General features: G+C 73.0%; 12 protein-coding genes. 8 read left to right on the top strand and 4 right to left on the bottom strand.

Features of this window, described 5'->3' with window-relative positions:
- From EDM22_RS14020 to EDM22_RS14005, 4 genes are all read left to right on the top strand, one after another.
- The coding region (locus EDM22_RS14020) for a carbohydrate kinase family protein (RefSeq protein WP_122937709.1) at positions 1-676 on the top strand (676 nt) is incomplete at its 5' end.
- 58 nt (positions 677-734) lie between these two features.
- The gene (locus tag EDM22_RS14015; RefSeq protein ID WP_122937708.1) at positions 735-962 is read left to right on the top strand and encodes a hypothetical protein; all 228 of its coding nucleotides are present in this window, start codon (positions 735-737) and stop codon (positions 960-962) included.
- A gap of 89 nt (positions 963-1,051) precedes the next feature.
- The gene (locus EDM22_RS14010; RefSeq protein ID WP_122937707.1) at positions 1,052-3,007 is read left to right on the top strand and encodes an ABC transporter ATP-binding protein; all 1,956 of its coding nucleotides are present in this window, start codon (positions 1,052-1,054) and stop codon (positions 3,005-3,007) included.
- Positions 3,008-3,185: 178 nt separating this feature from the next.
- Positions 3,186-4,025: a hypothetical protein gene (locus EDM22_RS14005; protein ID WP_122937706.1), complete on the top strand. Its 840-nt coding sequence runs from the start codon at positions 3,186-3,188 to the stop codon at positions 4,023-4,025.
- A 25-nt stretch (positions 4,026-4,050) separates the two neighbouring features.
- Here EDM22_RS14005 and EDM22_RS14000 read toward each other — a convergent pair whose 3' ends face one another.
- Positions 4,051-4,479, bottom strand: a complete 429-nt coding sequence (locus EDM22_RS14000; protein ID WP_122937705.1) for a DUF1622 domain-containing protein — start codon at positions 4,477-4,479, stop codon at positions 4,051-4,053.
- Positions 4,480-4,607: 128 nt separating this feature from the next.
- Here EDM22_RS14000 and EDM22_RS13995 point away from each other — a divergent pair, with 128 nt between their 5' ends.
- Positions 4,608-5,087 carry a 2'-5' RNA ligase family protein gene (locus tag EDM22_RS13995; protein WP_122937704.1) on the top strand — a complete coding sequence of 160 codons (480 nt, stop codon included), beginning with the start codon at positions 4,608-4,610 and terminating at the stop codon, positions 5,085-5,087.
- Between the two features lie 181 nt (positions 5,088-5,268).
- On the opposite strand, the gene EDM22_RS13990 is transcribed toward EDM22_RS13995, so the two are convergent.
- Positions 5,269-7,134 carry a phosphoenolpyruvate carboxykinase (GTP) gene (locus EDM22_RS13990; RefSeq protein WP_122937712.1) on the bottom strand — a complete coding sequence of 622 codons (1,866 nt, stop codon included), beginning with the start codon at positions 7,132-7,134 and terminating at the stop codon, positions 5,269-5,271.
- Between the two features lie 128 nt (positions 7,135-7,262).
- Between EDM22_RS13990 and EDM22_RS13985 the strand changes: the two genes are divergently transcribed.
- The 3 genes from EDM22_RS13985 (at position 7,263) to EDM22_RS13975 (ending at position 10,178) form a co-directional block, all read left to right on the top strand.
- Entirely contained in the window at positions 7,263-8,705 is a 1,443-nt protein-coding gene (locus EDM22_RS13985) for a helix-turn-helix domain-containing protein (RefSeq protein ID WP_122937703.1), read from the top strand.
- Positions 8,706-8,865: 160 nt separating this feature from the next.
- The gene (locus EDM22_RS13980; RefSeq protein ID WP_122937702.1) at positions 8,866-9,207 is read left to right on the top strand and encodes a PadR family transcriptional regulator; all 342 of its coding nucleotides are present in this window, start codon (positions 8,866-8,868) and stop codon (positions 9,205-9,207) included.
- The gene (locus EDM22_RS13975; protein ID WP_122937701.1) at positions 9,204-10,178 is read left to right on the top strand and encodes a permease prefix domain 1-containing protein; all 975 of its coding nucleotides are present in this window, start codon (positions 9,204-9,206) and stop codon (positions 10,176-10,178) included. The genes EDM22_RS13980 and EDM22_RS13975 overlap by 4 nt, the downstream gene beginning before the upstream one ends.
- A gap of 144 nt (positions 10,179-10,322) precedes the next feature.
- On the opposite strand, the gene EDM22_RS13970 is transcribed toward EDM22_RS13975, so the two are convergent.
- Together EDM22_RS13970 and EDM22_RS13965 are read right to left on the bottom strand one after the other, a co-directional pair.
- Positions 10,323-11,111, bottom strand: a complete 789-nt coding sequence (locus EDM22_RS13970; RefSeq protein WP_122937700.1) for a 3-hydroxyacyl-CoA dehydrogenase — start codon at positions 11,109-11,111, stop codon at positions 10,323-10,325.
- Between the two features lie 196 nt (positions 11,112-11,307).
- Positions 11,308-12,483, bottom strand: a complete 1,176-nt coding sequence (locus EDM22_RS13965; protein ID WP_122937699.1) for a thiolase family protein — start codon at positions 12,481-12,483, stop codon at positions 11,308-11,310.
- Between the last annotated feature and the right edge of the window lie 151 nt (positions 12,484-12,634).

Genomic DNA, 12,634 nt, shown 5'->3' with positions numbered 1-12,634 from the left:
GCTCGCGGCGGCCCTCGCCGCCACCGGGGTCGACGTGCGCCTGCAGCGGCGCGGCCGCACCGGCGCGGTCGTGCTGCTCGTCGACCCGCAGGGCGAGCGCACGATGTTCCCCGACCGTGCGGCCGCGTCCCTCCTCGAGCACGTCGACCCGGCCTGGCTCGACGGCGTCGCCTGGCTCCACCTGCCGAGCTACGGCTTCGAGCACGAGCCGATGCGCTCCGAGCTGCGGCGCCTCGTCGCGGCCGCCCGCCAGCGCGGCGCCGGGGTGTCGATCGACGCGTCGTCGACGGGCCTCCTCGAGGGGCTCGGCGTCGAGCGCGTGCTCGGCTGGATCGCGGAGTTGCGGCCCGACGTGCTCTTCGCGAACGAGACGGAGGCCGCGCTGCTCGGCATCGCGGGCGGCGGCGCGGTCGCGGCATCCGTCGCCCGTGCCGTCGTGGTGAAGCACGGGCCGGCGCCCACCGAGGTGTTCGAGGGCGGCGAGCTCGCGCGCCGCGTCGAGGTGGCGCCCGTCGCGGGCGTCCGCGACCTCACGGGGGCCGGCGACGCGTTCGCGGCCGGGTTCCTCGCGGCGACGCTGCAGGGGGCGGATGCCGCGGGGGCCTGCCGCGCCGGGCATGCGGCCGCGGCATCCGTGCTGACGAACCCCGGCGCGAGCACGACCCGCCCGGCCTGACCGGGCGAGCCGTCAACCTCGGTTGACACACTGGGAGGCGTCAACTACGGTTGACGCCATGGACGACGGCACCCTCCGCACCGCGATCGCCGCAGCCGACGGCGACGACCCGTACCGCGCGCTGCGCGAGCTGCACCACGCCCGCGTGCAGCTCAACCTCGAGCTCGACCGGGCCGAGGCGGTGGCCGTGCGCCGCGCCCGCGCCGCGGGTTCGAGCTGGCAGCTCATCGCCCTGGCCCTCGAGGTGAGCAAGCAGGCCGTGCACAAGAAGTACGGGCGCACCTGAACACCCAGTCCGCCGACGTATGCTGCAAGGCGGTGCGTGGCCGCATCGAGCGGATGCCACGAGCCCGCGCCGCGCGACAGGAAGACGACATGAGCGACACCGAGACCCGACCCGAGACGCGATCCGCGGCACGCGCCGCCGAGCGCGCCCGACGCTCCGCCCGCCCGACCTTCGTGGCGCCCCGGCGCAGCCCCTTCTCCCGACGTGAGACGCCGCCCGGGCCGCGGGCGACGTTCTCGCAGCTGCTCCCGTTCCTGTTCGAGCACCGGCCCGTGCTCATCGTGGTGGCGGCGCTCTCGATCGTCGGCGCCGTCGCGAGCCTGCTGCAGCCGCTGCTCGTGGGCCAGGTCATCAACGTCGTCGAGGCGGGCGATCCGCTCGGCGGCCTCGTGTGGGCCCTCGTCGCACTCGTGCTCGTGAGCGCCGCCATCACCGGCTACCAGCACTACCTCCTGCAGCGCACGGGCGAGGGCGTGGTGCTCTCGAGCCGCAAGCAGCTCGTGGGCAAGCTCCTGCGCCTGCCCATCGCCGAGTTCGACACGCGCCGCACGGGCGACCTCGTCTCGCGCGTGGGCAGCGACACCACGATGCTCCGCGCCGTGCTCACGCAGGGCCTCGTCGAGGCGGTCGGCGGCGCCGTCACGTTCGTCGGGGCACTCGTCGCGATGCTCATCCTCGACCCCGTGCTGCTCGGGCTCACGGTGCTCGTCATCGCGGTCGCCATCACGACCGTCACCCTGCTCTCGAGGCGCGTGCGCGACGCGTCGCAGGCCGCGCAGGCCAAGGTCGGCGACGTCGCGGCATCGGTGGAACGCGCGATCGGCTCGGTGCGCACGATCCGCGCCGCCGGCGCCACCGAGCGCGAGATCCGCGACGTCGAGGTCGAGGCGGAGGGCGCCTGGCAGATGGGCGTCAAGGTCGCCCACATCTCGGCGCTCATCGTGCCGATCGCGGGCATCGCGATGCAGGTGTCGTTCCTCGTCGTGCTCGGCGTCGGCGGCTTCCGTGTGGCATCCGGGGCCATCACAGTCGCGAACCTCGTCGCCTTCATCCTCTTCCTGTTCATGATGATCCTGCCGCTCGGCCAGGCATTCGGCGCGGTCACGTCGGTGAACGCGGCGCTCGGTGCGCTCGGTCGCATCCAGGAGATCCTCGACCTGCCCGACGAGGACGCGCACGACCGCGAGCTCGCCCCGCTCGCCGTCATGGTGGGCCCGGCGAACGAGGGCCTGCTCCCCGATGCGCCCGCCATCGAGTTCGACGACGTGCACTTCGCCTACGCGCTCACGCGCCCCTCGGATCCGGCCGATCCCGGCAACGACTCCCCCGACGAGCACCTGCCCGAACCCGACGTCATCGAGCGCCAGCCGGTGCTGCGCGGCGTCTCGTTCCGCGTGCCGCGCGGGCAGCGCATCGCGCTCGTCGGCCCGTCGGGCGCGGGCAAGTCCACGATCCTCTCGCTCATCGAGCGGTTCTACGACCCGAGCGTCGGCGCGGTGCGACTCGGCGGCCTCGACCTGCGCGCCCTCGACCGCACCGAGCTGCGCGCGCAGATCGGCTACGTCGAACAGGACGCCCCCGTGCTCGCCGGCAGCCTGCGCGACAACCTCAAGCTCGGCAGCCCCGACGCGACCGATGCGGAGTGCGAGCACGTGCTGCGCGCCGTGAACCTCGGCGCCGTGCTCGAGCGCGACCCCGCCGGCCTCTCGGCGCCGGTCGGCGAAGACGGCATCATGCTCTCGGGCGGCGAGCGCCAGCGGCTCGCGATCGCCCGCGCGCTGCTCGCGGCTCCGCCCATCCTGCTCCTCGACGAGTCGACCTCGTCGCTCGACGGCGTCAACGAGCGGATGATGCGCGAAGCGATCGACGCCGTCTCGGCCGGCCGCACCCTCATCGTGATCGCGCACCGGCTGTCGACGGTCATCGACTCCGACCGCATCATCGTGCTCGACCAGGGGCAGGTCATCGGCGAGGGCACGCACGCGCAGCTCGTCGCCTCCGTGCCGCTCTACCGGGAGCTCGCGGAGCACCAGCTGCTCGCCTGAGCAGGCCCGTCCGGGGTCGGCTCCGGGGGTCAGCCCCGGGTCGCGGTTCAGGGCTGTCCCCGGGAGCAGGCCGGGGCTCGCTCCGATGGGGCGGGGCCGCGGCATCCGTAGCGTGGGGTCATCGCCTGCGTCGCACGGATGCCCCGTGCCGCACGCACCCCCGAACGAAGGACCTGCCATGACCATCGCAACACTTCCCGCGCGATCGGCGACCGCCGCGCGCGGCCGCACCGACGACGTGCGCCTGCCCGTCCGGCTGCTCGAAGAGCTCGGCGCGGGCGCAGCGCCCGCCACGCCCGACACCCGCGACGTCGATCGGCTCGGCGCCGGATTCGACGACATGCAGGCTGGCATGCAGACCTGGCTGCGCCATTGGGACCCGGTGGCCCTGTCCGCGTTCACGCCGGTGCGCGACGTGATCCCCGAGTCCGAGCGCGGCCCGAGCGCGCTGCGTGCCGCAGCCACCCGCGACGACGGCGCCGTGCGCGTCACCGCGAGCCTCTACGACCCGCCCGGTCGGCTCGGCGGCGCGCTCGGCTGGTCGCGCAACTGGGCGACCAGCGCGGTGCTGCCCGCCGCACCCGAGGCCGGCCGCCTGTTCTACCGCTTCCGCGTCTCGAGCCGTCTCGTGCTCGACGGCCGAGCCGCGCTCAGCCTCATCTCGACGAGCGTCAACTTCGGCATCGTCGCGGATGCCGCGAAGGCGAACCCCTTCGAGGCGCGCGGCTTCGCCACCCCCATCGCCCGCCCGCTCGTGGGGGTGCAGGCTCGCGAGGACGCGGTCGCCGACGCGACGCAGGCGTTCGAGGGCTCGATCGCAGTGCGCCAGGGCGACACCCCCGCGCTGGCCTTCGTGATCGGCACCGACGTGCTCTTCCAGGACGGCTGGGTGCGCGTGCACGAGGGCTCGAGCACGTGGATCGGCAGCGCCGACCCCGGGGCGAGCGGCACGGTCGAGGTGCGCTACGTGCCCGCCGCGGTGCTGCGCTTCTTCGACCGCACGACGGTCGACGGCTGACCGCCGCCGCTCCGCCGGGCTCCGGTCAGCGAGCCGACGAGGGCGCGGCCGGCGCCGCCGCCGGCGCGGCATCCGTCGGCTCGGGCAGGTCGGCCTCGTCGCCGGGGCGCGCCGTGCGCCACTTCTGCCACGGCCAGCGGCCCGAGATCTCGACCTCGAGCGACCAGCTGAGGAAGGTGCGGATGAGCACGATGAGGCCGAGCACGGCGACGGACTCGAGCGTGGGCGTCACCGCGACCGTGCGGATGATGTCGGCGGCGACGAGGAGCTCCAGGCCGATGAGGATGGCGCGGCCGAGCTCCCGGCGGAAGCGGGAGTAGATCGGCCCCACGCGCCGGATCCTGCGGATCGCCGCATCGGCGAGCGCGTACAGCACGCCGACGACGATCGCGAGCACGCCGAGGACGTCGATGATCTCGCCGGCCGCGGTGATGGCCTGCCCGAACTGCTCCATGCGCCCTCCCGAGGTGCCCTCCCGAGCCTCACGGTAGACCCGGAGGGCCGCTGCGAGGCGGACGACGAGCCGGTCGCCGCCATCCGCGTCCCGGTCCCCCGGCCGGGCACGGCTTGTACGCTCGACGCATGTCGCGGTTCGTCGTGGTGCTCCCCGTGGGCGAACTGGCCACCGGCGACGCGTTCCCGGTCGCCGACTGGCCCCTCCACGTGACGCTCGTCGAGCCGTTCGCGACGCCGCTCGGCGGCGACGAGGTCGCGGCGATCGTCGGCGCCGCACTGGGCCGGCCGCCGCTCGTCAGCACGACCGCGGGCGACCGCGATGGGTTCGGGCGCCGTCGCGACGTGCCCGTGACGCTCGTGCACGACGACGGCGCCCTCGAGGCCATGCGGCACCGGGTGCTCGCGGCGCTGCGCGACGCCGACGTCGACGTCGCGCGGGCCCGCCTCGACTTCCGCCCCCACGTCACCACGAAGCCCCACGGCGACGTGATGCCGGGCGAACGCCTGCGCTTCACCCAGGTGGCCCTGGTCGACATGCATCCGCCGGCGGGGGCGGGCACGCGGGCCGTGGTCGCCACGTGGGCGCTGGGTCCCGAACGCGGCTGAGGCGTCCCGCCCGATCGCCTCGAGGCGGCAGGGAACGGGTGACGGATGCCGCGGGCGGGGCGCGCCTTCCCGAGCACGCCGCGCCCGCGGCATCCGTCACCGAGCTCGCGCACCGGGTGCGCGGCATCCGCCGAAGGGTCGCGCGCCCCCGCCTGGGACGCGCGACCCTCGGACCGGACGGTCAGTCCTGCTGGTGCTGCAGGTGGTAGCGCAGGCTCGAGAGCTCGGCGCGGAGGGCCGCCGGCACGCGGTCGCCGAACTGGCCGAAGTACTCCTCGGTGAGGTCGCACTCGGTGAGCCACGAGTCGGTGTCGACGTCGAACAGGTGCTCGAGCTGCTCGTCGGTGATCTCGAGGCCGTCGAGGTCGAGCGAGCCGTCGGCCGGCAGGAGGCCGATCGGGGTCTCCTTGACGTCGGCAGTGCCCTCGACGCGGCCGACGATCCACTCGAGCACGCGCGAGTTCTCGCCGAACCCGGGCCACAGGAACGTGCCGTCGTGGCCCTTGCGGAACCAGTTGACCTGGAAGATCTTCGGCGCCTTGTCGCCGAGGATGCGGCCCATCTTCACCCAGTGGCCCCAGTAGTCGGCCATGTTGTAGCCGCAGAACGGGAGCATCGCGAACGGGTCGCGACGCAGCTCGCCGACGGTGCCCTCGGCCGCCGCGGTCTGCTCGGACGAGATCGTGGCGCCCATGAACACGCCGTGCTTCCACGAGCGGGCCTCGGCGACGAGCGGCACGTTGGTCGCGCGGCGTCCGCCGAAGAGGATCGCGTCGATCGGCACGCCGTCGTGCGCGTCCCAGTCGTCGGCGATCTGCGGGCACTGGGCCGCGGCGACCGTGAAGCGCGAGTTGGGGTGCGCTGCGGGTCGACCGGAGTCCGGCGTCCAGGGCTGGCCCTGCCAGTCGGTGAGGTGCGCGGGCGGGGTGTCGGTGAGGCCCTCCCACCAGACATCGCCGTCGGGGCGGAGCGCGACGTTCGTGAAGATCGTGTTGCCCCACAGGGTCTGCACCGCGGTGGGGTTCGTCGTCTCGCCCGTGCCGGGAGCGACGCCGAAGAAGCCCGCCTCGGGGTTGATGGCGTAGAGGCGGCCGTCGTCGCCGGGGCGCATCCAGGCGATGTCGTCGCCGATCGTCTCGACCTTCCAGCCGGGGATGGTGGGGCGGAGCATCGCGAGGTTGGTCTTGCCGCACGCCGACGGGAACGCGGCGGCGACGTGGTAGGCCTTGCCCTCGGGCGACGTGATCTTGATGAGGAGCATGTGCTCGGCGAGCCAGCCCTCGTCGCGCGCCATCACCGACGCGATGCGCAGCGCGAAGCTCTTCTTCGCGAGCAGGGCGTTGCCGCCGTAGCCCGAGCCGTACGACCAGACCTCGCGGGAGTCGGGGAACTGCACGATGTACTTGGTCTCGTTGCAGGGCCACGCGACCTCGGCGCGGCGGTGCCCGATGCCGTCGATGAGCGGGTACCCGACGGAGTGCACGGTGTGCACCCAGGGCTCGCCCGCCTCGATGAGGCGGTAGACCTGCTCGCCCATGCGGGTCATGATGCCCATGGAGAGCACGACGTAGGGCGAGTCGGTGATCTCGACGCCGAGCTGGCTGATCGGGCCGCCGAGCGGGCCCATCGAGAACGGCACGACGTACATCGTGCGGCCCTTCATGGAGCCGTCGAAGACGTGCGTGAGCTCCTCGCGCATCTCGTGCGGGTCGCGCCAGTTGTTCGTGGGGCCGGCGTCCTCCTCGTAGGTCGAGCAGATGAACGTGCGGTCCTCGACGCGGGCGACGTCGCTCGGGTCGGTGCGGGCGAGGAAGCTGTTCGGGCGCCACTCGGGGTTGAGCTTGATGAGCTTGCCCTCGGCGACGAGCTGCTTGGTGAGCACGTCCGCCTCGTGTGCCGAGCCGTCGCACCAGACGATCTCGTCGGGCTTCGTGAGGGCCGCGATCTCGTGCACCCAGGCGCGCAGGGCGGGGTCGGTGGTGCCGCGACGGTACGCGTCGGCGCCTGCCGTGGAGGAGGCGTTGACGGAGAAGTCGGAGATGGTCATCATCGTCCCTTCGTGTGGTGGCCTGAGGAGCCCGGTTTCGGTGCGTACTTCAAGGATGCGTCTATTCGCGGCATCCCTCGCCCCATTTCGGATGTTAAGAATCCAGAATCTTTCGATATTGTGAAGGCATGAAGCTCGGCAGCCCCGACCTGGCCACGCTCGGCCATCGCATCCGCCATTTCCGCGGCGAGCGCGGACTCACGCTCGACCAGCTGGGCGAGGCCGTCGGCCTCGCGGGCAGCCAGCTCTCGCTCATCGAGAACGGCAAGCGCGAGCCGAAGCTCTCCACGCTCGACGCGCTCGCGGCGGCGCTCGGGGTCGACCTCACCGACCTGCTCTCCCGCGAGGCCCCGAGCCGGCGCGCCGCGCTCGAGCTCGAGCTCGGCCGCGCGCAGTCGAGTCCGCTCTATGCGAGCCTCGGCCTGCCCGCCGTCAAGCCGTCGCGCGGCATCAGCGACGAGTCTCTCGAGGCGATCGTGGGGCTGCACCGCGAGCTGCAGCGTCGCGCGAGCGAGGCGATCGCCACCCCCGAGGAGGCGAGGCGCGCGAACACCGACCTGCGCGAGCGCATGCGCGAGCAGGCGAACCACCTCCCCGACATCGAGCAGCTCGCCGAGGACCAGGTGCGCGCCTCCGGCCACCGTTCCGGCGCCCTCACCCACCGCGAGGTGAGCGTCATGGCCGAGCGCCTCGGCTTCCAGCTCATCTACGTCAACGACCTGCCGAGTTCCACGCGATCGATCACCGACCTCGCGAACGGCCGCATCTACCTGCCGCCCGCGTCGATCCCCGGCGGTCACGGCCTGCGCTCGATGGCGCTCCAGGCGATGGCGCATCGCCTGCTCGGGCACACTCCCCCGGCGAGCTACGACGAGTTCCTCTGGCAGCGGCTCGAGATCAACTACTTCGCCGCGGCGTGCCTCATGCCGCAGGACGCGTCCGTGAAGTTCCTGCAGGAGGCGAAGAAGGAGAAGCGCCTCGCGATCGAGGACTTCCGCGACGCGTTCGGCGTGACGCACGAGGCGGCCGCGCTGCGCTTCACGAACCTCGCCACGACTCGACTCGACATGACCGTGCACTTCCTGCGCGTGAACGGCGACGGCGCCCTGCTCAAGGGCTACGAGAACGACGGCCTCCCGCTGCCGACCGACGTCACGGGTTCGATCGAGGGCCAGTGGGTGTGCAAGCGCTGGAGCGCCCGCACCGCCTTCGAGCACACCAACCGCACGACCGAGAACTACCAGTACACCGACACCCCTGCGGGCACGTTCTGGTGCGCGACGCAGACCGGGCGCACGGATGCCACGGAGTTCTCGATCACCGTCGGCGTGCCGTTCAACCAGGCCAAGTGGTTCCGCGGGCGCGAGACCACGATCCGCGGGGTGTCGCACTGCCCCGACGAGTCGTGCTGCCGTCGCCCGCCGTCGACGCTCGCGGGGCGTTGGGCCGGACAGGCCTGGCCGAGCGCCCGCCTGCACGCGCACGTGCTCTCGCCGCTGCCGTCGGGCACGTTCCCGGGCGTCGACGACGCCGAGGTGTACGAGTTCCTCGAGGCGCACGCGGTCGAGTAGGGCGTGCACGACGGATGTCGCGGGCAGCACGCCGCCCGCGACATTCGCATGCCCGCCGGGGCCGCGGTGCCCCGGCGCTCGTCATCCCGGGACGTCGGCGAAATCCAGCACTGCAACGTGCCCCTTGCATCACTGTGCGCCACACAGTATCGTGTGGCCCATGGGAACGGACGAGACCACCGCGAGTCACCTGCAGGAACTGCGCCGCGGCACCGTGGTGCTCGGCTGCCTCATGCGGCTGCGCACCCCCGACTACGGGTACGCCCTGCTCGAGTCGCTCAACGGGATCGGCATCACGGTCGACGCCAACACGCTGTACCCGCTGCTGCGGCGCCTCGAGAAGCAGGGACTCCTCACGAGCGAGTGGAACACCGACGAGGCGAGGCCCCGCAAGTTCTACTCCACGAGCCCCGCCGGCGATCGACTCGCCGCAGAGCTCACCGCCGACTGGCACCGGATCGACCAGGCGCTGACGCGCCTCACGACGGGAGACGAACGATGACCACCCTCACCGACCGCTACGTGCACGCGGCGACGCGCACGGTGCACGACCGCCAGCGCGCCGAGCTCGACCGCGAGCTGCGCGAGCGCATCGGCGACGCCGTCGACGCCCGGCTCGCCGCCGGCGACGGCCTCACCCCCGCCGATGCCGAGGTCGCGGCGCTCACCGAGCTCGGCGACCCCGAGCGGCTCGCCGCCCGCTACGTCGATCGCCCGTTGTACCTCATCGGGCCGCGGCTCTACCTCGACTGGCTGCGGCTCGTGAAGCTCCTGCTCGCCATCGCGGTGCCCATCACGACCGGCGTCGTGATCTTCGCGGGGCTCATCGGCGGCGGCACCGTGGGCGATGCGGTCGTCAACGGGCTCGCCACCGGCTTCTCGCTCGCCGTGAACCTCGCGTTCTGGGTGACGGTCGTGTTCGCGATCATCGAGCGCACTCCGGCGCGGTCGACGGCGCTCACCACCTGGACGCCGGCCCGCCTTCCCGAGCTGCCGAAGTCGCGGCAGGTGAGCCGGGTCGACCTCATCCTGTCGATCGTGTTCCTCGTCGTGGCGATCGGGGCGCTCGTGTGGCAGCAGTTCACGGTCGACCGCCCCGGCGGGGAGTTCACGCCGATCCTCGACCCCGCGCTGTGGGCGTTCTGGCTGCCCTACCTCATCGCGGTGCTCGTCGCCGAGATCGTGTTCACCGCGCTGCTCTACCGCAACCGGCACTGGAACTGGTGGTTCGCCGCGGTCAACATCGTGCTGAACGCGGCCTTCGCGATCCCCGTCGTGTGGCTCGCGTCGACCGGCCAGCTGTTCAACCCCGAGCTGTTCGACCGGGTCGGGCCCGACGCCGACGGCGTGCGCACGGTGCTCACGAACCTCGTGATCGGCGCCGCCGTGATCATCGCGATCTGGGACTCCGTCGACGGGTTCGTCAAGGCGTGGCGCGCGCAACGCGACGAGGTCCCCGCTGCCGGGGCCTGACGCGCGGGCGGGGTACGGCGAGCGGATGCCGTGGGCGTGCTGCCCGCGGCATCCGCTGTTCGCGGCATGCGCCCTTCGCGGCATCCGCTGTTCGCGGCGTCCGCCCGCTCGCGGCGCCGGTACGGCGGCTCCCCGAGACGCGGGCTACTTCGGCTGCATGCGGATCGCGCCGTCGAGGCGGATCGTCTCGCCGTTGAGCATCGGGTTCGCGATGATCGAGCGCACGAGCGCCGCGTACTCGGTGGGGTGGCCGAGGCGCGACGGATGCGGCACCTGCGCCTCGAGCGACGCGCGCACGTCGTCGGGCATGCCGGCCATCATGGGCGTCTCGAAGATGCCCGGCGCGATCGTGACCACGCGGATGAGGAGCTTCGACAGGTCGCGCGCGATCGGCAGCGTCATCGCCGCCACGGCGCCCTTCGACGCCGAGTAGGCGGCCTGCCCGATCTGCCCGTCGAACGCGGCGACCGAGGCCGTGTTCACGATGACGCCGCGCTCGGGCGTCGCGGGCCCGCCGGGCACGTGCCCGGTCGCGGGCTCGGTCGCGGCCATCGCGGCGGCGGCCAGTCGGGTCACGTTGAAGGTGCCGATGAGGTTCACGCGGATCGTGCGCTCGAAGGCGTCGAGCGGTGCGGGGCCGTCGCGTCCGACGGTGCGGTTCGCGGTCACGATGCCCGCGCAGTTCACGGCGACGCGCAGTGGTCCAAGGGCGGATGCCGCGTCGACCGCCGCCTGCACCTCGGCCTCGTTCGCGACATCCGCCGCGACGAATCGGGCGCGATCGCCGAGCATCGCCGCGGCCTCCTCGCCGCGGGGGCCGGGCAGGTCGACGAGCACGACGGACGCGCCGCCCTCGACGAGGGCGCGGGCGGTGGCGCGCCCCAGCCCGGACGCGGCGCCGGTGACGATCGCGGAGGCTCCGCTGAGTTCCATGTGTGGGCCTTTCGTGGGTGTGGTGGGTGCTGGTGCGGTGCTCGGTGCCGCGGTGCCGGTGCCGACGGGACGCGACTCGCCGTCCGGCCTTCTCGCCGCATGGCGTGTCGCGTCCCCGCGAGCGCGAGGCGTGGGCCCCGCGGTGGGTGCAGGAGGCGCCTGCGACCCGCTCGGCGCCGCGCTCGCGCCCCGCGGGTCAGAGGCGCTCGATGATCGTGGCGTTGGCCATGCCGCCGCCCTCGCACATCGTCTGGAGTCCGTAGCGCCCGCCCATGGCCTCCAGCTGGTTGACGAGGGTCGTGAGCAGGCGCGTGCCGCTCGAGCCGAGGGCGTGCCCGAGGGCGATGGCGCCGCCGCGCGGGTTGAGCTTCGCGGCATCCGCCCCCGTGTCGGCGAGCCACGCGAGCGGCACCGACGCGAACGCCTCGTTCACCTCGTAGGCGTCGATGTCGTCATGGGTGAGGCCCGCGCGCTCGAGCACCTTCGCGGTCGCCGGGATGACGCCGGTGAGCATGTACAGCGGATCGCTGCCGACGACCGAGAACGCACGGAACCGGGCGCGCGGCGTGAGGCCGAGCTGCTCGGCGCGCTCGGCGCTCATGATGAGCGCGGCCGAGGCGCCGTCGGTGAGCGGCGAGGAGTTGCCCGGCGTGATGCGCCAGTCGAGCTCGGGGAAGCGCTCGGCGAGCGCGTCGGTGCGGAACGCCGGATTGAGCCCCGCGAGCGACTCGGGCGTGGTCGCGGGACGGACGGTCTCGTCGTGCAGCGCATCGATGCCCGGCACGGGCACGAGCTCCGTCGCGAAGGCGCCCGACTCCCCCGCCTCGGCCGCGAGGCGGTGCGAGCGTGCCGCGAACTCGTCGAGCTCGGCCCGCGAGAAGCCCCACTTCGCGGCGATGAGCTCGGCCGACACGCCCTGGTTGACGAGACCCTCGGGGTAGCGCGCGCGGACGCGCGAGCCGTAGGGGTCGGCACCCGCCGCGCTCGACCCGAGCGGCACGCGGCTCATCGACTCGACGCCGCACGCGATGACGATGTCGGCGTGGCCGGCGAGCACCGCCTGCGCTGCGAACGTCGCCGCCTGCTGGCTGGATCCGCACTGCCGGTCGATCGTCGTGCCGGGCACGGTCTCGGGGAAGCCCGCCGCCAGCACGGCGTTGCGGGTGATGTTGTAGCTCTGCTCGCCGATCTGGCTGACGCATCCGCCGATCACGTCGTCGACGAGCGCCGGATCGAGGTCGTTGCGGCCCACGATCGCGTCGAGCACGCCTGCGAGCAGGTCGACGGGGTGGATGCCGCTGAGCAGCCCTCCGGGCTTGCCGCGCCCCACCGGGGTGCGCACGACGTCGATGATCACGGCTTCGGGAGTCATCCCTCAAGCCTACGACCGCGGGATCCGCCTCGGCGCCGTCACGGGGACAGGAGAACACCGCGCGGAGAGGTCTGCGCGTCCTGTTCCGGTGGCGGATGCGGCGTGGCGTCCTGTTTCCGCGACATGCGAGGTCTCGATACGCTCGCTTCGC

The sequence above is a fragment of the Agromyces tardus genome (genome assembly GCF_003710805.1).
GTDB classification, from domain to species: Bacteria; Actinomycetota; Actinomycetes; order Actinomycetales; family Microbacteriaceae; genus Agromyces; species Agromyces tardus.
This window is presented reverse-complemented; position numbering and strand designations above follow the sequence as displayed.